Origin of the sequence: Asticcacaulis sp. MM231, assembly GCF_964186625.1 — a bacterium.
In the GTDB taxonomy this organism is placed as follows: domain Bacteria; phylum Pseudomonadota; class Alphaproteobacteria; order Caulobacterales; family Caulobacteraceae; genus Asticcacaulis.
The window spans coordinates 1,685,781-1,711,306 of sequence record NZ_OZ075108.1; the positions used below are offsets into that span (position 1 = coordinate 1,685,781).

A 25,526-nucleotide genomic window follows, 5' to 3' on the forward strand; every position below is an offset into this window, starting at 1 on the left:
TCGGGCGTCAAGTCTGTCTTGGTGAAACTCAGACCTTACCAGTTGTCGCGGCGGTCTTCCCAGCGATCTTCACGGCGTTCCTGACGGTACTCGTGGCGATCATGGCGACGGTCGTCACGGCGATCCCATCGGTCATCGCGGCGATCTTCACGACGGTCGTAACGGTCATCATAGCGATCATTGCGGTCGTAACGATCATCATAATGGTTGTCGTTATAAGCGTAGCGGTTGTCACACTTGCTGTTGTTCTTGGCGATCGAGGAGCCCACGGCCGCGCCAACCACGGCGCCAATCACCGTACCGGCGCCCTTGTTGCGGGTGTTCGCCGCGCTGCCGCCGATCAGGCCACCGGCCACGGCGCCAAGCACAGCGCCATCGGTTTGCTTGTCACGGCACGATGCCGAAGCGATACCGGGCAGGGCCATGCCGACCAGAGCCGTCGATACCAGGGCGGATATAAGCAACTTCTTACTGTTGGACATCTTCGTCATCTCAGGTCTCCTGTGGCATGAGCGCGTATCGCCTTGCCGTTGATGTGACCACCTTAGTCCCATCAAGATGAACGAGACTTGATAACTTCGTTCATCTTGGTTCATGTAACGATGTGATCAGTAGCGGGTGTAGCGATCATAGCTGGAATAGGTGCGGCGGTCGTTATAGCCGCCAAGTTTGCGATACTCATGCTCGCCCCAGTTGTTGTAGACGCGGTAATAGGCTCGGCGGCTGCATCCACAGGCAGAATCATAATAATTGCGGTAGGTACGATAGCCGCGCGGGCGGGTCTGAAGTACGCCGTCGCGATAACCGTCCTGCTCACGGGCGCGGCGGTCCTGAGCGGGCTGGCCCTGATAGCGGTAATAATCGCCTTTCAGATAATCGTAAGACAGGTTCTTGCCGGCGTAGGGCACGCCGTCTTCGTTATAATAGGCCGGGCTGTTGTAATAGGCGTCATCTTCATCGCCATCGCTATAGGGCGCGGCGGCAACGTCATAACTATTGTCCTGATCATCGGGGTAGTCGCTGTCACTATAGGTGTAGCGATTGTCATACCTGTCGTCATCCTGCGCATTGGCGACGGCGGGCATCAGCAGCGCCACAATGACTGCAGCAAGCACACTGCCGATCAGGACCGGACCAATATGATGCGGGTGAGGCGTGGGATAAGGGCGGGGCATGGCGACTTTTCCTCGGAATGATGGGATAGTATCGCCTTTCAGGCGAAAAGTCCGCATGGTTAATTCGAAGCTCATCTGTAAATAATCGATAAAAATAGCTCAGATTCGGCACAGCAAGGGCTTTAAACTTGCATTTTGGACGGTCTGCTTTATGCGGGCCTCTCTTCGTAACAGCGGAACTACAATGGCCGAATTTGAGGCTCTAATTGAAAAAGTGGGTTTTCAGGGCGATGGCATCACCTCTGGCGGCCTGATCGTACCCCTGACCCTGCCGGGTGAGCGCGTTGTTGTGCGCGAAGGTAAAGACCGGCTGGAATTGGTTGAGGTGCTGGAGGCCAGCCCCGATCGCGTTACGCCGCCTTGCAGGCATTTTTCGGCCTGTGGCGGATGCAGCCTGCAACATTGGGATATGACCGCCTACAGCGACTGGAAACAGGCGATGGTCGAAGTCTTCCTGCAAAGAGCGGGGCTTGAGACCGAGGTGGCGCCGATCGTGACCACACCGGCGGAAAGTCGTCGTCGCGTCGGCCTGCATGCTCGCAAGAATGGTAAGCATATCGAACTGGGCTTCAAGGCGCGCAAGTCATGGAACCTGGTAGCCATCCAGGAATGCCCGGTCTCGGAACCGACCATTGTCAAGGCTCTGCCCAAGCTGAAAGAACTGGCTGGCTATCTGTTCGAGCATCCGAAGTCCGCGCCGATCCTGCATATTACCCTGTCGATGACCGGACTCGATATCGATATCACCGGCGTAGAGCGCATGAAGTCAGGCGGCCTTTCGGCCGACGCGCGCATGAACATCGCCATGTGTGCCGGCGAGGCCGATTTCGCCCGTGTTTCCATGGGCGAGGATATGCTCTATATGGCCCGCACGCCCAAGGTGCGTTTTGGCAAGGCCATGGTTGGCTTGCCGATCTCGCCCTTCCTGCAAGCCAGCGCGTCCTCGGAAATCGATATGGCGAAACTGGTGGTGGTTGGCATTGGTGATGCGAAAAAGGTCGCAGATCTTTTCTGTGGCGCCGGCACCTTCACCTTTCCGCTGGCGGAAAAGGCCGCGGTCTACGCCATCGATGGCTCTGCGCCGGCCATCCACGCCCTGAAAACCGGCATAGCGTCTGCGCCAGGGCTGAAAACCATCACCGCCGAAGCGCGCGACCTGTTCCGCCGGCCCATGCTGGCTGAAGATATGAAGGGTTTTGAAGCGATTGTCTTCGATCCGCCGCGCGCTGGCGCCGAGGCACAATCGGCCGAGATCGCGCGCTCACAAGTGCCGCGTGTTGTTGCCGTGAGCTGCAATCCGTCCACCTTCGTGCGCGATGCTAAAATCCTTGTGAACGCTGGCTTTTCGCTGGACAGGGTGACGCCGATCGATCAGTTCTTGTGGTCTGGCCACGTTGAGCTGGTAGGAGTATTTTCGCGTTGATTTCCGTTGTCATGCCGACCCTGAATGCCGAGGATCACCTGGCCCGTACCCTGTCGGCGCTCGTCCCCGGTGTAGTCGAGGGGATGATCAAGGAAGTTGTCATAGTCGATGGCGGCTCGGACGATGCGACGCTCGAAATCGCCGATTCGACGGGCTGTCAGATCGTCAAGACCGACGCCGAACGCGGCTTGCAACTCTGGCAGGGCTGTCGCGCCACGCGCGGCGACTGGATCCTGATCATGCACTCCAATTCACTGCTTGGCGACGGCTGGATGGATCAGGTGCAGGCGCATATCAAAAACTATCCCTTGCAGGCTGCCTACTTCCACCTGCGGTTTGATGATCCGTCGATCATGGTCGGGCTATGGGCCGAAGTGCTGGCCTTGCGCGCGCGCTGGCTGGCCATGCCGAGCGGCGACCATGGTCTGCTGCTGTCGCGAGCGCTCTACGATACGGTTGGCGGCTATAAGGATCAGGCGGCGTTTGAGGATGTGGCGCTATCCATGGCGCTCGGTCGTGCGCGGCTGCGTCCGATCGGGGCCTCGCTAACCACGAGCGCCGAGCGCTTCCATGCCCGTGGCTGGATGCTGCGCCTGATCGGCAAGAGCTTCAGCTTCCTGGCCTATCTGCTGGGGATTCCGCCCAAGCCGCCGGTAAAAAAGCCGTCCTGATTATTTATCGGCGAAGGCTACGGCTGGCGCGGGTGAATCCGCCGTCAGGTCGATGATTTGTGCGTCAGCCGCCGCAGCCGCCAGGGTCTTGCTCGTCTTGCCCATGATCTGGCGGTAAATCCAGTAGTTGGCGGCGACTTCTTCGACATATTGCCGGGTCTGAGCTACGGGAATTGATTCCATCACCAGCAGCGAATCGGCATCATTGCCGAGTGAACTCACGGCGTCCTTTACGGGACGAGGACCGGCATTATAGGCAGCGATCGTGCGCAGCAGGTCGCCATCGACGATATTGGAATCCTTGAGTTCGCATGATGTAGTTCTGGCCGACGCGCAGATTGACGCTTGGGGTCAGCAATTGCTTGGGCTTACTGTTATAGCTTGGATCGTTTTCGACCAGCGCCGCCGTGGAGGGCATCAGTTGCAGCAGGCCATAGGCGCCGGAATAGCTGTGCGCTGACGCGTCAAACTTGCTCTCCTTGCGTGCCAGGGCATAGATCAGCGCCTTATCGACCGTATACCCGCCCTTGGGGGCGATATCCGGCATGGGATAGAGCGAGACGTCGAACAGGCGGTCGGTCATGGTGAGTTGATTGACCGGCAGATGGGTCTTGGCGCCGAGGGCCAGCCACTTCTGACGCTCATCATTGTTGCTCGAATTCTGGATCGCTGTTTTCAGCTCATATTGCGCTTCGGAATGCTGACCGACCTGAACGAGCGCGTTGAGGCGCTGGGCTCGTGCATTGGTGTGGGTCCAGCTAAAGTCGCTGGTCAGGCTGGCGGCGAGGGCGGTGCGCTGATCACGGCTGAAGGTGGGAGGCAAACCCTTTTGCGCCAGAGCGATGGCGGGCGTGACGCCCAGGCGAGCCTCGGCGAGCAGGCCATAGAAGGTGAAGGGGAAGCTGGCGGCGAGTTGGAAATAGGTGTCGGCCTGTTCCTTCTGACCTAGTTTGGCGGCGCAGCGACCAGCCCAATAGGCGCCGCTCGATTGCGTCCAGGCGTTGGTACTGGGATCGGAACTGACGAAGGTGAATTCCGCCATGGCGTCTTCGTAGCGTTTGAGACGCCAGCTTGCCAGGCCTGCCACCCAGTGATCGCCGATCTTGCGACCGAGCCGGACGGCTTCGGCAAGCTGACCATTATTATAGGCCGAGCGGGCTGATTTTGGCGTCAGGTCGGTATCGGATGCGGGGGCGCTGGCATCGGCACGCGCCACCGGCGTGCTGCCGGAAAGGGTGGTGCCGCCGTCTAGCTGGATCGCATTTCCACCTGTCAACACGGGTTTTCCGGCCAGCAGCGGGAAGGCAGGATCGGGGGCGCCTTCAGGCTTCTTGCGCTTGGCCAGGCCCCACACCTTCATGGCCATGGGCTGATCGCCATAGTCGGCCAGCCACGCCATCAGTTCTTCGTAGGTCGAGGTGTAGCCACGGCTAAAAAGCTTGTTGTACTGAGCGTAACCCATAAGCCTTTTGTCGGTGACCTGCGCCAGTTGCGCATCGGCGCCGGCATAGTCACCCTTGTCGATCAGGGTGAAGGCTGATTGATAAAGCGCTATATCGTAAGGTGAAAGGGGGGTATTCAGCGCCACCGGCGTGATCGGTGTGCCTTGCCCGGCCACCAGACCATAGGGCAGCGGCATAGCGTTCATTACGACGGGGGTATCGACCTTGGGAGCGGTTATGGTGGCCACAATGGCTGGCGCCTTGACGGTGGCGACCTTTACGGCCGTTTTACTGGATTTTTTTGCCGGCGCCGCATCGGCCACTTCGGTCTTTTTACTGTTCTTCTTGCCGGATGGCTTGCCGGACAAGGCGTCTGCGAGTTCGGACTTGCTTTTCTTGCTGGATTTGGCCTCAGCCAGTTCCGATTTGCTCTTGCCCGTGGCTTTTTTGGAGGCTTTTTCGGAGGCTTTGCTTGTCTTCGAGCCTTTTTCAGGCGTGGCGTCGGCAATCTTGGCTTTTTCCTTGCCGTTCGCGGTCTTACTCTTGGTTTTTAAGGGTTTGGCGTCGTCAGATTCATCCGCAGCGGCTTTTTTGCTAGCTTTCGTCGATTTTTCAGCGACCTCAGTCTTTTTAGAACTGGTCTTGCCAGCCGTCTTTTTCGCATCCGTTTTCTTTTCCGCCGGCTTGGCGGTACGAATTTCCGTTGTCGGCTTCTCTGTCTTGCTCGTAGCGGTCCAGCCGGGAGTCGCCGCTATAAGGGCGAAACCGAGCGCGGACAGGCTAATCAGGGCGCGATGGGTTGGCTTCAAAACGTCTTCCTTGGTCCGAATGCAATTTTTAGCGGAGGAACAGACCGGAAGTTCTTCGGGACTGACCGCCAAAATCGTTTAGCGAGCTTAATCAAAGATTAATTTTTGGCAAGCCGCAACCTATTGCGACCTAATAACCATCCTGTGAGTAGGGGAGAGTTCGTGCAACGCCTAGTACCTGTGGGTTGTATCACGTCTTCTTGAGAACTCTTAGAGCCCGACTCAAAAGTTCATGAGACATAGCAGTACCTTGCGAGCCTGCGGGTCAAGAGCCTTACGCTGGCGATGACCGTCCAAGCGGTTGCGCTTTGAAGAGTTGTCTCCCAATCCTTGGCTAGGCGTCTGCATCGGCCCAGCCAGGCGAAGGTACGCTCGACGACCCAGCGGCGCGGCAGGACCTCGAAGCCCTTGGCTGCGTCGCTACGCTTTATGATCTCGATGGTCCAGTCTCCGTGGCCCTTCATAGCAGCCTTAAGTTTGTCACCAGCATAGCCACCATCGGCGAAGACGTGGCGCAGCCAGGGAAAATGGTAACGAACGGCGCGAAGCACAGCTGGGGCACCATCACGATCCTGAATATCCGCCGCATGGATGACAACAAATAACAGCAGTCCCAAGGTGTCGGTGATGATATGCCGCTTGCGACCCTTGATCTTCTTACCAGCATCATAGCCACGAACACCGCCACTTTCAGTCGTTTTGACGCTCTGACTGTCGATGACGCCGGCTGAGGGGCTAGCTTCACGGCCCTCCAGTTCGCGTGCCGCCATGACGAGCAGGTGATTGATCTTCTGCCATAGACCGCTGCTACGCCAATCATAGAAATAGCCCTGAACGGTCGTCATCGGGGGAAAGTCCTTCGGCAACATCCGCCACTGGCAACCCGAGGACGCAATATACAGGATCGCATTCACCACGGCCCGCATCGACGTTGTGCGCGGTCGACCGCCACGTTTGGCAGGCGGCAGTAATGGGGCCAATAAAGACCACTCTTGTTCCGTCAAATCGCTTGGATAGCGCGACGATTTGCGTCTATGCTCGACGCGGGCAATATCATCCCAAGGCATCCGAATCTCCGTTTCTTCGCAACAAACAGAGAATCACAACCTATTGATATTGCCCACCTTCTTTTCGGTCAGGCTCTTAGAGTTTGGCGTTATCGACCAGTTGCAAAAGGTCTTTCCAGAAAAGGCCCTTGGCCTGCGGTTGCCTGAGCAGAAAGTTCGGCGGATAGCTGGCCATGACCGGAAGGGCCTGATTTTCGCCATAGCTGACAAGGCGGCCCCGCAGTTTCGCCAGGCTCTGATCGAGATTGAGCACGCACGACACCGCCGAGGCGCCCAGCAGCAGAATCGCTTTTGGCGCCGCCAGCCGGATCAGGGCGTGCATGAACGGGGCGTTCAGGCTGACATCTTCCGCTGTCAGGGGGCGGCCGCCGGCCGGACGCCAGAAAACACAAGGGCTGAGCATGGCCTTGTCGAAAATACCGGCAGCTTTCAGCGCCTTGTCCATCATTTCGCCCGCCTTGCCGCTAAAAGCGCTGAGCCTCGCGTCCTCTTCTTCGTCCGGGATCTCGCCAATCACCAGAATATCGGGCTGGGCATGGCCGCGAAACCGCACCACACCCTTGCCGCCTTCATGGCGCAAAGGCATGTGCTGGAAGGCTTCCAGTTCGGCATAAAGCTCATCAAGCGTGCGGGCTGCGCTGGCGCGCTGGCGCGCTTCGTGGAGCACTGTGCCGAGATCGAGATGGGCGAGGCTTTGCGGTTTGAGGGCGCTGACATTGTTGCCCGTTTGCACGGGTGTAACGTGAATTTGCGCAGGTGCCGCAGCGGCACGCTTAAATGCGTGTTTATTTTCCGACAGAGTCCGATTAAGAGGCTCTGTTTCATAGGCGTCTTCCAACTCATGATCGATCAGAAAGCCGAGATAGCTTTCGATTTCAGATCTGAGGTCATCGGAAGGTATCACGGGCGGGCCTTAAGCTAACACTATCGCACTGTCATAGTGAGACTGGGCGAAAAATTCAAAACAAAACGGATGCCGGGATCCGTCAGGAGTTACGATAACATGGCCGATACGCAAGACATCGTTATTGAGCGCGAAGCCATGGATTATGACGTGGTGATCGTCGGCGGCGGTCCGGCCGGTCTTTCGGCCGCCATTCGCCTGAAGCAGCAGGCGGAAAAAGCCGGCAAGGACATTTCGGTCGCCGTGTTGGAAAAGGGCTCGGAAGTTGGCGCCCATATCCTGTCCGGCGCCGTGTTCGATCCTTCCGGCCTGGCCTCGCTCTTCCCCAACTGGAAGGAGATGGGCGCCCCGCTCGATACGCCGGTGACCGAGGACAAGTTCATCTATCTCGGACCACAGGGCGCCATGGATATCTCTGCCCTGCCGAAGCCCGCCTATATGAACAATCATGGCTGCTACATCGGCTCGCTTGGCAATCTCTGTCGCTGGCTAGCTGAACAGGCCGAAGGTCTGGGCGTCGAAATCTATCCCGGCATGGCCTGTTCGGAAGTGCTTTATGATGACGAGGGCGCTGTTGCCGGTGTTGTGGCCGGGGTGTTCGGCATCGCCCGCGATGGTCATCACAAGCCCGATTACCAGCCAGGTCTTGAACTGCGCGCCCAATATACCTTCTTTGCCGAAGGCGTGCGGGGCTCGCTGTCACAACTCGTCATCCGCAAGTTCGACCTCGACGCCAAAAGCGACGTCCAGAAATACGGCATCGGCCTGAAGGAACTGTGGAAGGTCAAGCCGGAAAAGTTCAAGCCGGGCTTTGTCCAGCATACGCTTGGCTGGCCGTTGAACGACAAGACCGGCGGCGGTTCCTTCCTCTATCACTTCGGTGATCACTACGTTTCGATCGGCTTCGTGGTGCATCTGAACTACGAAAACCCTTACCTGTCGCCGTTTGATGAGTTTCAGCGTTTCAAGCAGCATCCGGCTATCCGAGATGTGTTGGAAGGCGGTGAACGTGTCGCTTACGGCGCCCGCGCCATCAATGAAGGCGGTTATCAGTCCGTGCCCCGTCTGGTGTTTCCGGGCGGGGTGCTGATCGGTTGCTCGGCCGGCTTCGTTAATGTGCCGCGCATCAAGGGCAGCCATAACGCCATGAAGACCGCCATCATGGCCGCTGACGCGGCCTTTAAGGCTCTGCAGTCGCTAGACGCGCCGCGCGTGCTCGAAGGCTACCAGAAGGCCTATGAACATTCGGATGTTGCCAAAGAGCTCAAGCTTGTTCGCAACGTCAAGCCCATCCTGACAAAGTTTGGTACCAATCTCGGCACCCTGATCAGCGGTATCGAGATGACCCTGACCCATCTGCTTGGTGGTTTCAGTATCTTCACCGGCACGGGGTCGCTGCACCACACCAAGAGCGATGCCCATAGCCTCAAGCCAGCGGCAGATTTCAAGCCCATCGCCTATCCGAAACCGGATGGCGTGATCTCGTTCGACAAGCTGTCGTCGGTATTTGTGTCGGCCACCAACCACGAGGAGGACCAACCGGTTCACCTCAAGCTCAAAGATCCGCATATCCCGATCGATATCAACCTGGCCAAATATGCCGAGCCGGCGCAGCGTTATTGCCCGGCCGGTGTTTATGAAATTGTCGGCCTGGAAACGCGCGAGCCGCGTTTGCAGATCAACGCGCAGAACTGCGTCCACTGCAAAACCTGCGATATCAAAGACCCGACGAACAACATCGTCTGGGTATGCCCGGAAGGGGGCGGCGGCCCCAACTATCCAAATATGTAGGCTTCTGAACGTCGTAAACTTTTATGTTACGCATTTTAGCCCTATATGTTTGATATGGGAGTCTGATCCGCTGGCTGAAGGAAAGCTGACGGAGCTTGCTGAAGCTTCAGAGGTCGTAACGTGAAGACAAGTTTGGTGTTGAAGTCTGGTTTTAGTCTGGTGGCTATCGGTTTCGCCTTGGCGGGACAGGTGTCGGCCAGCGATAAGATGGCCGCGCCGCGCGTCATTTACGCGAGCGCCAGCCAGGAACTGGTTGTCTATCCAAGCCCTTACGCCAACTATCTCGTCGGGCGCGTCGCCATGGCTCAAGGCGATGTAAGTACGGCGGCCAGGGCCATGGGCGCGGCCAGTTTGGGCGATCCGACCAATAGTGATTTGCGCGAAAAAGCATTTTTGATCAGTGCGTTGGGCGGAGATATTGATCGTTCCTCTAAGCTGGCTTCGGGCATGAAACCGACCAGCGATACCGCCGAACTGATGGTCAATTTGCTGGGCGCCGTCACCTCTGCCAAGGCCGACAGACCGTCTCAGGCGCTGAAAAGCATAGACGCCGTTCTGGCTTTCAAGAAAAACGACCGCAACGCCGTTTTGTTGCGCCCCTATATCCTGGCCATGAACGGCAAGTGGTCGGCGGCGCTTGATGATTCCGGCGATGCGGCCCTGCAAGGCAATGACCGCGATCGCCTGCTGGTTTATCTCGTCAAGGCCGACCGTGCGCGCCTCAATGAGATCAAGGGCAAGTATGACGCGGCCGATGCGCTTTATAAATCGCTCTATCAGCCCGGCGCCGCCAGTTTTGTGTTCGGGCCGGATTATGCCAGTTTCCTGGAACGCCGTGGCCGCAAGGACGAGGCTAAGACGGTCTGGAGCGCTATCGCCAGTCAGAGCGGTGATATAACCGCGGCGCAGGCCCTGAAGCGTCTGGATGCCGCCGATTACAAGCCGCCGGTTTTGCCAAGCTTAAAGGAAAGCATGGCTCAGGCCTTGTTCGTATCCTCGACGGTGTCGTTCAGCGAACACGATAGCGAGTTTGCGCTGGCCAGCCTGCATCTGTCGCTCTATCTCGACAATTCCTCCGACCGTGAGCGCATTTTCCTCGGTCAGATCCAGCAGGAACTGAAGGACACACCGGCGGCCGAAGCGGCCTGGGCCAGTATCGCACCGGAATCGCCCTTCTATAACGAAGCGACCCTGCGCCGCGTCTGGGCCATGCGCGAGGATGAGCAGCTTGGTCAGGCCCTAGCGCTTATCGATCAGGCTTTCAGCCGTGATCCTGATAATCTCAGCCTGCTGATTGAAAAGACCGGCATCCTGCACGCTCAGGACAAGGATGCCGATGCGCAAGCCTTGCTGGATGCCCGCATCAAGCGCGTGGGCGACAAGGATTTCGGCTGGCAGGCCTGGTATATGCAGGCCATTGTTTATGATGGCCTGGGGCGCTGGTCGGATGCCGAAACCGCCATCAAGAAGGCGCAGGCGGTCAATGGCAAGCAGCCGGAAATTCTTAACTTCCTTGGCTACGGGTATATCAACCGTGGCGAAAACATTCAGGGCGGCATGGACCTGGTTCGTCAGGCGCTGAACGTCAATCCTAAGTCGGGCGCGATCGTCGATTCGCTCGGCTGGGGCTATTACAAGCTCGGCGAATATGAACAGGCGCTGAGCTTTATCGAGCAAGCCGTGCAGATGGAGCCGTCCGATCCGGAAATCAACGAGCATCTTGGCGACGTTTACAAGGCAATGGGACGCGATATCGAAGCCGGTTACGAATGGAAGCGCGTATTGACGCTGAAAACGACCGAACGCCAGGCCGTCGAGGTGCGCCGTAAGCTGGACGCCAATGCCGCCGATCGCAAGATCGCCGCCAAGGCAACAACGGGAGCGCAGGCACTGAATGAAGAACCGAAGCGTCACCCCAGATGACGCTGAGCAAGACAGCCAGAGCCAAGGTCAATCTGTATCTTCATGTCGCAGCACCGGATGCGCGTGGCTATCATCCTTTGCAAAGCCTTGTCGTCTTTGCCGATATCGGTGATGAGGTCGCGTTATCGCCTGCGCAAGGCTGCCAACTGAGCATCAAGGGGCCGTTTTCGCAAGGCCTGAGCCGTGGCGAAGACAATCTCGTCATGAAGGCGGTGCGGCGGTTCGAGGCCTTTGCCGGTACTCGCTTGAGTCATGATATTCTGCTGACCAAGAACCTGCCGATTGCGTCGGGGATTGGCGGTGGCAGCGCCGATGCCGGTGCGGTGCTGACCTTGCTGCGACAGGCCTATGCACCCGATATGGGTGATGATGATCTGGCAAGTCTGGCCGGCGCTATCGGCGCCGATGGTGTCATGTGTCTGTGGAGCCAACCGGCGGTGGCTGAGGGCTATGGTGAAAAGCTGACACCGATCGATCTGCCTTCTGTGCCGGCGGTGCTGATCAATCCGTTGGTCGAATGTTCGACAGCGGCGGTCTATGCCGGCTTTGACGCACAAGGCAAGTTCAACGACCTTGAAGCCGGCCGCGGCTTTTCCGGTATTGTCAATATTGATGATATGGTTACGGCGCTTAGCCATACACGCAATGACTTGCAGGCGCCGGCGATCCGTATGCAGCCCGTCATTGCCCAGGTTCTGACCGATCTTGAAGCCCAACAAGAAACCTTGTTCGCCCGTATGTCCGGCTCCGGCGCTACCTGTTTCGCCCTTTGCCGCACTGACGAAGACGCTGAAGCCCTAAGCGTGCGTCTGCGCGTGATGTACCCGTCCGGCTGGGGCAGGCGCTGTCGCCTTGGCTGAGGCGGGGCGATTTGAGCGCATCGCCATCTCTACCTTATTGTCCGGGTCGTTGAGAAGCTTATGATAGGCTTTTGAATCAACAGGATAAATGGCTATTTTCCCAGCATAATTATAGTGCGCGCCAAAGCCATGGGTCTTGGTCAGCGGTGAGGCCCGCATACACGGGTGGCCCTTGGAAAAGAAGGCTTCGCGGTGGCTTTCGCGGTCGGCTGCATCGATATCGTTGCGCTGACACCAGATTTCAAAATTGAAGCTGTCGAGATCGTATTCGTAAGGATGATCGGTCAGAAGATCGTAATGCATGCGCGCCACGCTTGGCTTGCCAGGCTTGACCTTGGGGACAATGCCCATGGCAGCATCGCTGTCATCGGCTATGCGAATGAAAGTATTGGTAATTTTCATGTAACATCCCCGCACGCATTGGAACTTTATGGGCGAGATTTAGACCTTCGCCACATAAAAAGACGATACGAATATCAGTGTGAGAATACGCCTTTTTTGCCCATATACCAGCACAAGATGAGGCAAGGCAGGCCGATCAGCGCGGTGCCCATAAAGAAGGCGGAATAGGCGTTGAAGAGGCCGAGATCCGGTTTGATCAGATCGACCGCCCAGCCCGAAAAGCCTTTGAGAAACTTGCCCGTGAAGGCGGCGACCGAATACATCAGCGCATAGTGGGTGAGGGTATGTTCGCGGCCTTGCCGGCTGTTAAGGGTTTGCTGAGTCATGAAGCCGACGAGCGCGGTCTCGGCGATGCCGTTGGAAAAGTTATCGGCCACGAGCGTGAGGCCAAAGATGACCGGATCGCCATGCGACACCGCCATCCATGAGAAACATATGTTGGAGATCGGGCCGACCAGAGCGCCCAGTAGGAAACTACGCTGGACACCCAGCCATAACAGGCATGATCCGCCGGCGGCGATGCCGATAAAGGACGCCCACAAACCGATGGAGGCGCGCATGGCAGCGATGGTGTCCTGATCGAGGCCGGTATCCTGATAAAGCGGGCCGGCCACCGGGCCGATCAGGTAATCCGGCAGGCGGTAAAGCGCCAGAGTCAGCAGGATCAGGCCAGCCGTGCCCTTATGCGCGTTGAAAAAGCTGACGAAGGGCTCAACGATCAGGGCGTAAAGCGTTTTGGTCGAGGTTTTGATATGGGTTTCGATGGTGCTGCGGGGTGCCAAAAGCGTGACGGTCACGCCGATCAGCATGGCCAGGGCTAGGATCTGGTAGGACAGCGGCCAACCGACGCGCTTGGACAGGACGAGTACCAGCGCATCGGTGGTCAGGATAGCGATTCTAAAACCAAAGGCGTAGAAACTGGGGTTAAGGGCCTGATCGGCCTCGCTTTCCGTCTGTTCGACCCGCCAGGCGTCGATAGCGATTTCCTGCGAGGCGGCGGCGAAGGTGACAAAAAGGGCGGCACAGGCAAGACCTGCCAGATTTTGCGGACCAATCAGCGCCATGGCGATCAGGCCAAGGGCAACGCCGATTTGCGACAGCAGCATATAGCTGCGGCGCTGGCCGAGCCAGCCATGCAGGAACGGCAGGCGCACCTTGTCCATCCACGGCGCCCAAACCACTTTCAGACCGTACAGCAAACTGACCCAGCCCAGAAAACCAATCAGAGTCAGGGAGATGCCTGAACTTCTTAACCAGAAACCCAGGGTGCCGCCCACCAGAAGGAAGGGCAGGCCGGCGGAAAAGCCCATACCAAGCAGCAGCCATGAGGTCGGATGCCTGAGAGCTGCGCCTACGGCTTTCACGCGGTTTTTTGTCTCGTGTGCAATCATATGACGGCTCCTTGCGCGATGAAGCCAGATTCTCCCGTCTTCGGACAGGTTTTCTTTTTAAATACGGGGTCTTTTGGCTTGCGGGCGGTTAAGCGTCCCTCTATGTTCGCGCCAAATTCAAAGCCATTTGCAGAGCACAATGTCTTCAGCCGAACCCTTAAGTTTTCAGGACCTGATCCTGACCCTTCACAGCTACTGGTCCAAACAGGGCTGCGCCATACTCCAGCCCTATGATATCGAGGTCGGCGCCGGCACGCTCCATCCGGCCACGGTTCTGCGCGCGCTCGGTAAGAAGCCGTGGAAGGCCGCCTATGTGCAGCCGTCGCGCCGCCCGGTTGATGGCCGCTATGGCGAAAACCCTAACCGTTTGCAGCACTATTACCAGTATCAGGTCATCCTGAAGCCCAATCCGGAGAACCTGCAGGCGCTCTATCTCGGTTCGCTGAAAGCCATCGGGCTTGATCCGCAACTGCACGATATTCGCTTCGTCGAGGACGACTGGGAAAACCCGACCGTGGGCGCCTGGGGTCTCGGCTGGGAAGTGTGGTGCGATGGCATGGAAGTGACGCAATACACCTATTTTCAGGGCGTCGGCGGCATCGAGGTCGATGTGGTGTCGGGCGAACTGACCTACGGGCTGGAGCGTCTGGCCATGTATGTCCAGAACGTCGATAACGTTTACGATCTCCGGTTCAACAATGATGGCGTCAAGTACGGCGACATCTTCAAGGAGCAGGAGCGCCAGTTCTCGGCCTTCAATTTCGAGGCGTCGGACGTGCCGACGCTCAAGCGCCAGTTTGAAGACATGGAAGCCAATGTGACGCGCATTCTGGAGACCAAGAACAGCCTGGGATATCCGCTAGTTTTGCCGGCTTATGACCATGTGCTCAAGGCCTCACACCTGTTCAACCTGATGGATGCGCGCGGCGCCATCGCCGTGGCGGAGCGTCAGAGCTATATCGGTCGTATCCGTGATCTCTGTAAGGCTTGCGCGCTTGAATGGGCGAAGCAGGAGGAGACACGATAATGGCGCAGTTGTTGATCGAACTCTTTTCCGAAGAAATTCCGGCCCGTATGCAACTGGGCGCGGCACGCGATTTCGAGCGTCTGTTTGACGCCAAACTCACAGCGTCCGGCCTGACGTTTGAGAGCCTCAAGGCCTATGTTGGCCCGCGCCGTCTGGTGCTTGTGGTCGACGGTTTGCCTGCTGAAACGGCGGCCGTGACTGAAGAGGTCAAAGGGCCGAAGGAAAGCGCCCCGCCGCAAGCCATGGAAGGCTTCCTGCGCAAGGTCGGTCTCACGCAAGATAAGCTCGTGCTGGAAAACGGCGTCTGGCTGGCGCGGGTTGAAAAGCCGGGTGTGAAGACAGCCGAGGTGCTGGGCGCCATGCTGTGCGAGGTGATCCTCAGCTTCCCCTGGCCGAAATCGATGCGTTCCGGCACCAGCACGTTCCGCTGGGTGCGGCCGCTGAAGCGTATCCTTTTCCTGTTCGATGGGGTGGTCATTCCGTTTGAACTCGAAGGCCTGACGGCTTCCAACCTCACCGAAGGGCACCGCTTTCTCGGTTCGGATCAACCGTTGCCGGTCAGTGATTTCGTCAGCTATCAGAAGGCCTTGGTCGATAATTCTGTCATTCTGGATCATGCTGAGCGCCAAAGGATCATTCTCGAACAAGCCAAGGCCGTCTGCGCTGAGGCGGTCTGCGAACTGATTGAGGATCAGGGGCTACTCGAAGAAGTGGCGGGGCTCAACGAATTCCCCGTTCCGCTGCTGGGGGATATGGACCCGGCCTTCCTGACACTGCCGCCGGAGGTCATCAAGACCTCGATGCGCACGCATCAGAAGTACTTCGCGGTCAAGGATAGGACGACGGGCAAGATGGCGGCTAAGTTCGTCATCACCTCGAACATGAAAGCGATCGATGGCGGCGCGGAAATCAAGCGCGGTAATGCCAAGGTACTGTCGGCGCGTCTTTCTGATGCCGTCTTCTTCTGGAAGGAAGACAACCGCGCCCATAATTTCGATCAATGGTTGACGAAGCTGAATGGCGTGACTTTCCATGCCAAGCTCGGCACCATGGCGCAGCGCGTGGCGCGCATTGAAGCGCTGGCGAAAGACATCGCGCCTTTCATTCACGCCGATCCGGCTGTGGCGGCTGAGGCGGCGCGTCTCGCCAAGGCCGATCTGGCGTCTTACATGGTCGGGGAGTTTCCGGAACTGCAAGGCGTCATGGGCGGTTATTACGCCGATGCCGCCGGGCTGAAGCCGGAGGTCGCCAACGCCATCCGTGAGCATTACAAGCCGCAGGGCCCTTCGGATTCGGTGCCGGAAGCCGCTGTTTCGGCCGCTGTGGCCCTGGCTGACAAAATCGATACCCTGATCGGTTTCTTCGCTATCGATGAAAAGCCGACCGGCTCGAAAGACCCGTTCGCCCTGCGTCGTTCGGCGCTCGGCATACTGCGTATCCTGCGCCAGCACAATATCCGCGTTGGTCTCGGCCAACTGGCCGGTTTCTGGTACAAGAGCCTGCTAATGTATGCCGGCGAGGGCAGGGCCGTCTATGTCGATACCGAGAATTGGCGCGGTTCGGCCGGCCCGCGCTGGTCGGAAGGCGAAGGCGATATCTTCGACAACTATCTGCGTGATTTCCAGCAGGGCCTGCTGGAAAGTCCGGTATGGGTGATCTCGACCGACCGCAATTACGATCTCGATATCCTTTACGAGCACGTTCCGAATGTTCCGGACGTTGAAGGTGCGCTGCTGAGTTTCCGCAGCTTTACTCAGGTCGGACCCGAATTCGAAGATTTCATGGCCGATCGCCTCAAGGTCCAGCTCAAGGATGAAGGCTTCCGCTTCGACGTGATCGAAGCTGTCTTCGCGCTCAAGGACGGCGATATCGTGCGCCAGACCGAGAAGATCGGGGCGCTTGAAGCAGTCCTGAAGTATCCTGAAGGCGAAAACTTGCTGGCCGCTCACAAGCGTGCCGCCAATATTCTGGCCGCCGAAGCCAAGAAAGCGGCCTTGCCACAAGGCGATCCAAAGGCTCCGAAAGACGCGCCGGCCGTGGAAGCGACCTTGCTGACGCACATCAACACCGCCAAACGTGCGGTAGAGACGTCACTCGCTGAGGAAAAATATATTGACGCCTTGCATCATATTGCTGCAATGCGGCATGATGTCGATGCCTTCCTCGACGGGGTATTGGTCAATGCGGAAGATCCGGCGATCCGGGCCAACCGTCTGATCCTTCTGCAAGCTGTGTGTGATCTGTCTGGAGATATTGCTGATCTTAGCAAAATTTCCTGATGACGTTTTTATAAAATACAGGAAAACAACGAGTTTCCTGAAACACCTCGCTTAAAATATCAAGTCATGCTTGAAAATGAAAAGGGAAAGTTCATGTCAAAGCACTGGGTTTACGCTTTCAAGGCCGGAAAGGCCGATGGCGACGCCTCAATGAAGGCCCTGCTGGGCGGCAAGGGGGCGAATCTCGCCGAAATGTCGTCGCTCAACCTGCCGGTTCCAGCAGGTTTCACCATCACGACCGAAGCCTGCGTCCATTATTTCAAAAACGAGTTGTCCCTGCCGGAAGGTCTGGTTGACGAGGTTGAAAAGGCCCTGGCCGAACTGGAAAAGAGCACGGGCAAGGGCTTCGGCCAGGTGTCCAATCCGCTTCTGGTGTCGGTGCGCTCCGGCGCCCGCGCCTCCATGCCGGGCATGATGGATACGGTGCTTAATCTCGGCCTCAACGATGAAACCGTCGAAGGCCTGAGCGAACTGACCGGCGACCGCCGCTTTGCGCTTGATTGCTATCGCCGCTTCATCACAATGTATTCCAATGTCGTGCTGGGCGTCAGCCATCACAGCTTTGAAGACATTCTGGACGATCACAAGGACCGCCTTGGCGTGACGGTCGATACCGACATCACCGACAAGGACTGGACGAAGATCATCGCGGATTACAAGGCGATGGTGAAGTCCGAACTGGGCCGCGACTTCCCGCAAGACCCCAAGGAACAACTGTGGGGCGCGGTCAAGGCCGTGTTCAGTTCGTGGATGAACGATCGCGCCAAGTTTTATCGAAAGATGCACGATATCCCCGAGGATTGGGGCACCGCCGTCAATATTCAGTCGATGGTTTTCGGCAATATGGGCCTGACCTCGGCCACCGGCGTCGCCTTCACGCGCAACCCCTCCAATGGCGACAGCGATCTCTACGGTGAGTTCCTGCTCAATGCGCAGGGCGAAGACGTGGTGGCCGGTATCCGCACCCCGCAGGCCCTGACGAAAAAGGCCCGCGAGGAAATGGGCGAACGCGCGCTTTCGATGGAAGAGTCGCTGCCGGAAGTCTTCGACCAGTTCAAGACAACGGTCGATAAGCTCGAAAATCACTATCGCGATGTGCAGGACGTTGAGTTCACGGTCGAGCAGGGCAAGCTCTATATGCTCCAGACCCGCAACGCCAAGCGCACCTCCAAGGCTGCGCTCAAAATCGCCGTCGATATGGCCAGGGAAGGCCTGATCACGCCCGAAGAAGCTCTGATGCGCATCGACGCCTCGGCGCTCGATCAGTTGCTGCACCCCATGCTCGACCCCAAGGCCGAGAAGGTGGTCATCGCCCGCGGTCTGCCGGCATCGCCCGGTGCGGCCTCCGGCAAGATCGTCTTCACCGCCGATGACGCCGTGCGCTTTGCTGCGGCTGGCGAAGCTGTGATCCTGGTGCGCGACGAAACCTCGCCGGAAGATATCCACGGCATGCACGCTGCCCGCGCCATCGTGACGGCACGCGGCGGTATGACCAGCCACGCCGCCGTTGTGGCGCGCGGCATGGGCCGTCCGTGTGTTTCCGGCGCCGGCGAGATGAGCATATATGCCGAGCGCGGCGAGTTCGTTTCGCGCGGTCAGACTTTCAAGCATGGCGAAGTCATCACGCTGGATGGCTCGTCGGGCGAGATCATGAAGGGTGCTATCCGAATGATCGAGCCGGACTTCTCGGACGATTTCCACCAGATCATGAAGTGGGCCGACGAATATAAGACGCTGGCCATCCGCACCAACGCCGAAACGCCCGCCGATGCCCGCACGGCGCTCGGTTTCGGCGCTGAAGGTATCGGCCTGTGCCGTACCGAGCACATGTTCTTCGATGACGAACGTATCTCGGCGGTGCGCGAAATGATTCTGGCCGATGACGAAGCCGGACGCCGCAAGGCGCTGGAAAAGATCCAGCCGATGCAGAAGAAGGATTTCGCCGAGTTGTTCCAGATCATGGACGGCCTGCCGGTGACCATCCGTCTGCTCGATCCGCCGCTGCATGAATTCCTGCCGCATACGCCGGAAGACATGAAGGCCGTAGCCGAGGCTTCGGGCGTGGGCGAAGAAAAACTCTACAAGCGCACCAAGGAACTTTCCGAGACCAACCCCATGCTGGGCTGGAGGGGATGCCGCCTCGGTGTCACCTTCCCGGAAATCTACGAAAGCCAGCTCCGCGCGATCTTTGAAGCGGCGGTGGAAGTGGCGGTTGCCGGCGGTCATCCGAAGCCGGAGATCATGCACCCGCTGGTCGCCACGCGCGAGGAAATGGCCTATCTGACGACCATGACCCATGCCATCGCCAAGGAAGTCTTCGCCGCCAAGGGCAAGGATATCCCCTACATGGTCGGCACCATGATCGAACTGCCGCGCGCCGCCCTGCTGGCGGATAAGCTGGCGGAAACGGCCGAATTCTTCTCCTTCGGCACCAACGACCTGACCCAGACGACCTACGGCATCAGCCGTGATGACTCGGGTCGCTTCCTGAACCCGTATATCGAAAAGGGCATCTTCGAGAAGGACCCGTTCGTCTCGCTCGATCAGGAAGGCGTCGGCGCGCTGATCAAGATTGCGGCTGAAAAGGGCAAGAAGCAGCGTCCGGATATCAAGATGGGCATCTGCGGCGAACACGGCGGTGATCCGGCTTCGATCGCCTTCTGTCATGGCGCCGGACTGGCCTATGTCTCCTGTTCGCCCTATCGCGTACCGGTGGCAAGACTGGCCGCAGCGCAAGCGGCGATTGCCGCCAAGGGCTGATAAGACGTTACATCGAAAGCACATCCGGGAGGGGGCAATTTATTTGTCCCCTCTCAGTTGTTTTGGGTGGTTGTGTGTTGCGCCGGCACGCGATAAAAAGGTTAACGCTATTTGAACTAGTTTATCGTGTGGGGGTAACCGATGACAGCCAAGGCCGTTTGGATTGCAGGTCTTTCGGGCCTGGTAGTGCTGAGTGCTGTCGGGCTTTACCGCATGCTGCCGGCTATGGAGACCGACCTCAAGGCCAGTATCGATCAGGCCCTGACGGTCAAAGGACTTACGCAGGTCAAGGCCGATGTCTCCGGCCAGAGTGTCACCTTACACGCGACAACCGAAACCTCGGAAGCCAAAGCCCAACTCATGCTGGCTAAGGCGACTTTGGCGGCGGTCAGTATGAATGCGCCGGTCCTGCCGGGCGGGGCTCTGGTCAATAGCCCGATCAGCGATATTCAGGTGGTGGATGGCGTCAGGGCGACGGCTCACTTGGCGAACGTCAGCCCGCCTGTGCCCGCCTATAATGATCACTCCGCCCTGCCGACCACGACACCGCCGATCACGGCACCAATCGAGATTATCCATGGTGATGGCGCTACCGTTGTGGCTTCGATCTCCCCCGGAGATGGGCCGCGTGTTGCCGGGGATTCGGCTCTTGAGGCCAGCACCCAGGTGGCGCGCTCCTGCGATCAGGATCTCGATGCCGTTGTTGGGCAGCGTCAGCTAAGCTATATATCAGGCACCTACGACCTGACGCCGGAAAGCCAGCGCCTGATCGACGATGTCTATAAGGTGGTGGCCGCCTGTCCGGTTCAGGTGCGCCTGACGGTTTCGGGCTATACCGATAATGGGGGGGACGGTCTCGTCAACCAGACCATTTCGCAGGCCAAGGCGCAGGCCGCGGCCGATGCTTTGGTCAAACGCGGTCTGCCCGCCAATCGCGTGATCGTGCGCGGCTTTGGTGGCGCTTTGCCCGTGGCCGATAACGCCACATCGGAAGGACGCGCCCGCAATCGCCGCGTCGTTTTCACTGTCAACGCGAGCTAAGGGGGAAACCATGCTGCATCTGGTTATGGAATTGCGTTGGTTACTGGCGGGAGCAGCTATGCTCGGTCTGATCACCGGCTTTATTGCCAAGCGCGTCAGCCCACCGAAAAAGCGCTAAGGGGAAGCCATGACGATCCTGATCCTGAAATCCTTGCTGCTGCTGTTGAGCGCCTTTCTGGTTTCGGCCTGGCTGGGCTGGACGATCGCGAGACGCGCGCGTAGCGAATACAGCGTTTTTGAGCGCCCTCGCGCCGTTTTCGAAGATGAGCCGCTCCTGGCCGTGGCGGAGACGACGCCCGAACCAGCACCGGTGCCGCAGCCGGTGGCTTATCTCGATGCTGCAGCCGAGGCCTTTACGTCTGGCGTAGTCGTACCCTTTGGCGGCAAATCCCTAGCGGACAAGCCATTAGCCGACAAGGCCCCCTATGCGCCGCCAAGCAACTCCGCTCGTCTTGATATGGTGGCGTCTTCGCATGTGCCTGGCAATGTTCAGATACGTCGTTTCGATAACAGCCTGCAACGGCGCATTTCGAGTCTCGCCAGCATGACGCCGGAGAGCATCGAGGCCGCGGTTCAGCAGGCAGGCAGCGGCCTTGAGCCGTCGCGCGTCGGTGTGCCGCAAACAGCGCCGGACGATTTGACGGTCATTTCGGGCATCGATGCCGGCAAACAGAGCGAACTCAATGCGCTGGGCATCTATTATTACTGGCAACTCGCAGGCTGGTCGCCCGAAAACGTGGCGTGGATGTCGAGCCGTATCCAGTCGCCACAGCGCATAGTGCGGGAAAACTGGATGGCGCAGGCGGCACGTCTGGGCGGACTGAACTAAGCCCTGGGCAGGCTTAGGCCGAGCGAAGGGCCGAAGCGAAACTGGTCCTGATCGTAGCTATAAAGTTCAGCGGGGCGACCACCGGTGTCTTCGCGCATGATGCCCAGTGGAGTCACGAAGCCAGTCCGCTCAAGGGCACGACGGAAGTTTTGCTTGTGCAGGCGCAGGCCTGAGAGGGCTTCCAGCGATTTTTGCAATTCCAGCAGTGTAAAGCGTTCCGGCATGAGCTCGAAAATAACCGGACGGTATTTCAGCTTGCCGCGCAGGCGCGACAGGCCGGTGGCGAGGATGCGACGATGGTCAGACGCCATGGGTTCGCCACCATAAAGGGACATACCCGCTTCACCATGAGCGCGGCAGGCCTCTCCGGCCAGACCGGCATTGTAGAGTAATTCATAGCGATCGAGTACGCGCTCCTCATTCCAGTTGTCGAAGTCCTCTGGAAACAGGGTGGCGACACGACGTAGCCTGAGTGCGCGTTCCTGTGCGGAATCGGCGGCTTCGCACCAGCGTGACAAGGCCGGATGCAAGGCTTCGAGATCGGGGTTGATCTCGCCTTTGCGCCAGTCTTCCCAGGGAAAGAAACGATGGAAGGGCACCCAGGTCGCGTCAAAGCGCGCCTGAAATCCGGCCTGCGGCGTCAGGGCCAAATAGCCGACCGAAATGGCCCGGACATCTTCAGGCGCGGTGGCGGCGATACCCTGGCGTCCGTCATCGCCGAAGCTGTACAACTGTTCGACATAGCCGATGTCAAAGCCGGTTTGTTCGCGCACGAAGGCGCGCAGGGCGAGATCAAAGGTGCGGTGGTTCTGCGGCACGAAAGGACCGGAGGGGAGGGCGAAGGCCGCACCGCCTTTGGGCAGGTTAAGGCACAAAACCAGTGCCTCGTTGTCCTTGACGGTCACCACCACAGCTGAGAGTTCGATGGCGAGGTTCATGGTCAGCGCTTCATCTCGGACAGAAGGTGGTTGAACCGCGCCACGAAAGCTTCGCCTGCCTGACGGTCTGAGAGGGGCGTGATGGTCAGGCTGTACCCTATGGGCGGTTCGCCGAAATATTCACGCGCCTCGGCGTCGGAAAAACCAACAAGCTGGGTGGCCTCGAAATAGGCGCAGGCGTGATCGGCCTGCTTGATGAGTTTTTTGACGGGCGCTGGCATCAGGGCTGGCAGACCAAAGCGGATATGGATGGCCTGTTCGAGATGGTTTTCAAAGCGCCGGTAATCGAAGCCGAGCGCCGCTTTGAAAGGGGAAATCATATCGCCGATGACGTATTCGGCGGCATCGTGCAGCAGGGCCATCAGGCGATGCGGCACGGTGATATTGGGGTCGATATGGGCGCAGATCTCTTCGACCACCAGACAATGCTGGGCGACGCTGAAGCCATAGTCTCCCAGGGTCTGGCCGTTCCAGCGCGCCACCCGCGACAGGCCTAGCGCTATGTCGTCGATCTCAATATCGATGGCGGAGGGATCGAGCAGATCAAGGCGGCGGCCTGACAGCATTCTTTGCCAGGCGCGTGGCGGCGCATCCTTGATCGTGCGTTTCAGTTTCGGCTTTGATTTGGCGGCAGGGGTAGACATAGTGTCACATGAAAGGTCAAAATGCGAATTGTCGCATCGGGTTTTTATCTCAGAGGGTATATACCTATAGCAAGCCTCCAAGCTTTGGGCGGCAAAATAGCGACTATACACAAAAACAGGAGAAACAGATGACTGACAGCATCGTAAAGCAAGGCCGGCAAAAGGTCACAGGTCAGGCATGGTCTCGCATCAGTGTTCCGGTCAGTGGCGCGGTGAGCGAAACCCTGGCGCTTGAGCTGGCGGCGCAGGTCGCCGAAGCGTTTCAGGCCCAACTGAATATCCTGTTTACGCCGCCTGATCCGGCCGAACTGGCGCCCTGGCTGGGCGAAGGCTTTACGGGCACGGTGCAGATGTCGACCATGGATAGTCTCAAACTGGCGGCTGAGGAATCCGAAGTCATGGCGCGCTCCCAGTTTGGCGCTATTACTTATGAAGGTAAGCTCTTTACTGCCTTGAACTCCCCGGTGTGGCAGGATCTGGCCATGGAAACGCGCTTGTCGGACCTGATGGTCTTTTCCGAGCTAAGCGCCAAGGGACAGGGCATGCTATCCGAAGCCTTCCAGCAGGTGCTGATGGAAGAGCGTGCCGGCGTTCTGATTGCGCGCAAACCGTTCGATATTGGTGGTACGGCCCTTGTGGCCTGGGATGGCCGTGAACCGTCATCGCGCGCAGCGCGTCGGGGGCTGCCACTGTTGAAAAAGGCGTCAAAGGTTGTGGTTACCGGCGCACCGTGCGGCGATCCTCCTTCCGATCTCAACCGTCTGGCTGCCTACTATGCCGCGCATGGGCTGGCTGTTGAGATCGATGTGCTGCCAAAAGGCGATATTCTCAATCAGCTTTTGAGTGCCAACGAACGCCATCAGGCTGACTATATGGTGGCCGGTGCGTTCGGCCGTTCGCGCCTGCGCGAATTCGCCTTTGGCGGCACGACACGGGCCTTGCTGCAAAATACGCAGCTTAACCTTTATATGGCGCACTAAAGCGCGAAGATCACGCTGTCGAACAAAATCGGTGAATAGTGGCGCAAGGTGAGGCGGTAATCGTCACGCAAGGATAACAAGGTGTCGAGGATGGTCAGGAAGTCGTCGGCCTTGTGATAGGCGCAGACGGCCAGCTTGGGACGGTGAGTCTCGATCAGTTTTCGGCCACCTTCCAGAGCCTGGTTTTCCGCGCCCTCGATATCGAGTTTGATCAGGCTGACCGCACCCAGATCCATATTGTCCATGGCGTCGAGTGGCACGGTAACCTTGGCGTTCTGGCTCACGCGGCTACCATTATCTATGCGTTGCTCTATGCCCATTTCGGCTCTCTGGTTCCAAAGACCGACCCGGTGCAGGTCCAAGTGCTTAATGTCTTGCGTTTTGAAAGCGAAGGCGTCGGCATTGACGGGGTCGATTTCGAAAGCGTGGATGTGATCGTAATGGCCGCCCGTCTTAGTGATGAAGTCACGCACCGTATCACCATCATAGGCGCCGCCATCGACCAGACGTTCGTGGTTGGTCATGGGCATGACGTCGGGCTCGAAATAGATGGCCTTTTCCGGTTTGGCGATCCGCGCGATGTGGCGGATATCCCAGGTCAGGCGGTACAGCATCAGAGCGTCGAGCGTTTGCAGGCTCAAGGCATCGCTGAAGACCTTGCCGGCCTTTTCATGGATTGCGGCGATCTGCTCCGGATCGGAAAAGGCTGGCACGAACCAATAGTTATGGCTGGCGATATCGGGCAACAGGCTGATGACTTCAAAATAGCTCAGCAGAGGCTGCGGTCGATGACCCCATGCCTTTGTAAAATGGTTGATGGCGTTTTCCGAACCGCAGCACAGAAGGCCGATGGCGTCCGGAGTGCGCGTCAGCAGATTACCCAGCGCCGCGTCACCGATATAGGGGATCCCCTCAAAAGTCTGCCCCGCACGAACGTTATCGACCAGTGCTACCACGCGACCTTTAGCCACGACATCTGCGACAAAATCCCGTGCGAGATAGGAGCCCGCGCCGATCAGTATAAGTGGTTTGTGCGCTACATCCAGCGACAGCTTGCGCGCGCGTTCCTCAGCAAGCCAAGCCCTGAAAGCGGTACTCGTCAGATCGAGTTTGCCTGGTTCGAAGGAGGGAAGGGGGGAGACCGTGGGCATGATCATATTCCGAAACTAT

The 25,526-nt window shown here is 58.3% G+C and carries 22 protein-coding genes; 11 read left to right on the forward strand and 11 right to left on the reverse strand.

The window, feature by feature from the left end; genetic code table 11:
• Positions 1–35: 35 nt before the first annotated feature.
• Positions 36–491 (reverse strand): glycine zipper domain-containing protein, encoded by a 456-nt coding sequence (locus tag ABQ278_RS08280; RefSeq protein ID WP_349322062.1) that lies wholly within the window; start codon positions 489–491, stop codon positions 36–38.
• Between the two features lie 117 nt (positions 492–608).
• Positions 609–1,175: a hypothetical protein gene (locus ABQ278_RS08285; protein WP_349322063.1), complete on the reverse strand. Its 567-nt coding sequence runs from the start codon at positions 1,173–1,175 to the stop codon at positions 609–611.
• A gap of 184 nt (positions 1,176–1,359) precedes the next feature.
• On the opposite strand from ABQ278_RS08285, the gene ABQ278_RS08290 reads away from it, so the two are divergent.
• Together ABQ278_RS08290 and ABQ278_RS08295 are read left to right on the forward strand one after the other, a co-directional pair.
• Entirely contained in the window at positions 1,360–2,598 is a 1,239-nt protein-coding gene (locus ABQ278_RS08290; RefSeq protein WP_349322064.1) for a class I SAM-dependent RNA methyltransferase, read from the forward strand.
• Positions 2,595–3,269, forward strand: coding sequence for a glycosyltransferase (locus ABQ278_RS08295; protein ID WP_349322065.1), 675 nt, complete (start codon positions 2,595–2,597; stop codon positions 3,267–3,269). The genes ABQ278_RS08290 and ABQ278_RS08295 overlap by 4 nt, the downstream gene beginning before the upstream one ends.
• Here the strand turns inward: ABQ278_RS08295 and ABQ278_RS08300 are convergent, their stop codons facing one another.
• The 4 genes from ABQ278_RS08300 to ABQ278_RS08315 all read right to left on the reverse strand — a co-directional run bounded on the left by ABQ278_RS08300 (position 3,270) and on the right by ABQ278_RS08315 (position 7,491).
• Entirely contained in the window at positions 3,270–3,491 is a 222-nt protein-coding gene (locus tag ABQ278_RS08300; protein ID WP_349322066.1) for a hypothetical protein, read from the reverse strand. It lies immediately after the preceding gene.
• A gap of 28 nt (positions 3,492–3,519) precedes the next feature.
• Positions 3,520–5,520 carry a transglycosylase SLT domain-containing protein gene (locus ABQ278_RS08305; protein WP_349322067.1) on the reverse strand — a complete coding sequence of 667 codons (2,001 nt, stop codon included), beginning with the start codon at positions 5,518–5,520 and terminating at the stop codon, positions 3,520–3,522.
• Between the two features lie 230 nt (positions 5,521–5,750).
• Positions 5,751–6,587, reverse strand: a complete 837-nt coding sequence (locus ABQ278_RS08310; RefSeq protein ID WP_349322068.1) for an IS5 family transposase — start codon at positions 6,585–6,587, stop codon at positions 5,751–5,753.
• A gap of 76 nt (positions 6,588–6,663) precedes the next feature.
• Positions 6,664–7,491, reverse strand: coding sequence for a uracil-DNA glycosylase (locus tag ABQ278_RS08315; protein WP_349322069.1), 828 nt, complete (start codon positions 7,489–7,491; stop codon positions 6,664–6,666).
• A gap of 99 nt (positions 7,492–7,590) precedes the next feature.
• Here ABQ278_RS08315 and ABQ278_RS08320 point away from each other — a divergent pair, with 99 nt between their 5' ends.
• From ABQ278_RS08320 to ABQ278_RS08330, 3 genes are all read left to right on the forward strand, one after another.
• Entirely contained in the window at positions 7,591–9,282 is a 1,692-nt protein-coding gene (locus tag ABQ278_RS08320; protein ID WP_349322070.1) for an electron transfer flavoprotein-ubiquinone oxidoreductase, read from the forward strand.
• 120 nt (positions 9,283–9,402) lie between these two features.
• On the forward strand, positions 9,403–11,205 hold the full coding sequence (locus ABQ278_RS08325) for a tetratricopeptide repeat protein (RefSeq protein WP_349322071.1): 1,803 nt from the start codon (positions 9,403–9,405) through the stop codon (positions 11,203–11,205).
• Complete coding sequence (locus ABQ278_RS08330; RefSeq protein ID WP_349322072.1) at positions 11,202–12,065, forward strand: 4-(cytidine 5'-diphospho)-2-C-methyl-D-erythritol kinase; 864 nt, start codon at positions 11,202–11,204, stop codon at positions 12,063–12,065. The genes ABQ278_RS08325 and ABQ278_RS08330 overlap by 4 nt, the downstream gene beginning before the upstream one ends.
• On the opposite strand, the gene ABQ278_RS08335 is transcribed toward ABQ278_RS08330, so the two are convergent.
• Both ABQ278_RS08335 and ABQ278_RS08340 read right to left on the reverse strand, forming a co-directional pair.
• Positions 12,003–12,467, reverse strand: coding sequence for a DUF6157 family protein (locus tag ABQ278_RS08335; RefSeq protein ID WP_349322073.1), 465 nt, complete (start codon positions 12,465–12,467; stop codon positions 12,003–12,005). The two genes, ABQ278_RS08330 and ABQ278_RS08335, sit on opposite strands and share 63 nt — an antisense overlap.
• A gap of 74 nt (positions 12,468–12,541) precedes the next feature.
• The gene (locus ABQ278_RS08340; protein WP_349322074.1) at positions 12,542–13,858 is read right to left on the reverse strand and encodes an AmpG family muropeptide MFS transporter; all 1,317 of its coding nucleotides are present in this window, start codon (positions 13,856–13,858) and stop codon (positions 12,542–12,544) included.
• Between the two features lie 139 nt (positions 13,859–13,997).
• On the opposite strand from ABQ278_RS08340, the gene ABQ278_RS08345 reads away from it, so the two are divergent.
• The 5 genes from ABQ278_RS08345 to ABQ278_RS08365 all read left to right on the forward strand — a co-directional run bounded on the left by ABQ278_RS08345 (position 13,998) and on the right by ABQ278_RS08365 (position 21,794).
• Positions 13,998–14,885: a glycine--tRNA ligase subunit alpha gene (locus ABQ278_RS08345; protein ID WP_349322075.1), complete on the forward strand. Its 888-nt coding sequence runs from the start codon at positions 13,998–14,000 to the stop codon at positions 14,883–14,885.
• On the forward strand, positions 14,885–17,164 hold the full coding sequence (gene glyS, locus ABQ278_RS08350) for a glycine--tRNA ligase subunit beta (protein WP_349322076.1): 2,280 nt from the start codon (positions 14,885–14,887) through the stop codon (positions 17,162–17,164). The genes ABQ278_RS08345 and glyS overlap by 1 nt, the downstream gene beginning before the upstream one ends.
• A gap of 93 nt (positions 17,165–17,257) precedes the next feature.
• The gene (ppdK, locus tag ABQ278_RS08355) at positions 17,258–19,924 is read left to right on the forward strand and encodes a pyruvate, phosphate dikinase (protein WP_349322077.1); all 2,667 of its coding nucleotides are present in this window, start codon (positions 17,258–17,260) and stop codon (positions 19,922–19,924) included.
• 141 nt (positions 19,925–20,065) lie between these two features.
• Complete coding sequence (locus ABQ278_RS08360) at positions 20,066–20,965, forward strand: OmpA family protein (protein ID WP_349322078.1); 900 nt, start codon at positions 20,066–20,068, stop codon at positions 20,963–20,965.
• 127 nt (positions 20,966–21,092) lie between these two features.
• The gene (locus ABQ278_RS08365; protein ID WP_349322079.1) at positions 21,093–21,794 is read left to right on the forward strand and encodes a hypothetical protein; all 702 of its coding nucleotides are present in this window, start codon (positions 21,093–21,095) and stop codon (positions 21,792–21,794) included.
• Here the strand turns inward: ABQ278_RS08365 and ABQ278_RS08370 are convergent.
• Together ABQ278_RS08370 and ABQ278_RS08375 are read right to left on the reverse strand one after the other, a co-directional pair.
• Positions 21,791–22,732: an NrtR DNA-binding winged helix domain-containing protein gene (locus ABQ278_RS08370; RefSeq protein ID WP_349322080.1), complete on the reverse strand. Its 942-nt coding sequence runs from the start codon at positions 22,730–22,732 to the stop codon at positions 21,791–21,793. The genes ABQ278_RS08365 and ABQ278_RS08370 overlap by 4 nt on opposite strands.
• A gap of 2 nt (positions 22,733–22,734) precedes the next feature.
• Positions 22,735–23,376 carry an HD family hydrolase gene (locus tag ABQ278_RS08375; protein WP_349322081.1) on the reverse strand — a complete coding sequence of 214 codons (642 nt, stop codon included), beginning with the start codon at positions 23,374–23,376 and terminating at the stop codon, positions 22,735–22,737.
• Positions 23,377–23,504: 128 nt separating this feature from the next.
• Here ABQ278_RS08375 and ABQ278_RS08380 point away from each other — a divergent pair, with 128 nt between their 5' ends.
• Complete coding sequence (locus tag ABQ278_RS08380) at positions 23,505–24,356, forward strand: universal stress protein (protein WP_349322082.1); 852 nt, start codon at positions 23,505–23,507, stop codon at positions 24,354–24,356.
• Here ABQ278_RS08380 and ABQ278_RS08385 read toward each other — a convergent pair.
• Positions 24,353–25,507, reverse strand: coding sequence for an FkbM family methyltransferase (locus tag ABQ278_RS08385; RefSeq protein ID WP_349322083.1), 1,155 nt, complete (start codon positions 25,505–25,507; stop codon positions 24,353–24,355). The genes ABQ278_RS08380 and ABQ278_RS08385 overlap by 4 nt on opposite strands.
• Positions 25,508–25,526: the final 19 nt, after the last annotated feature.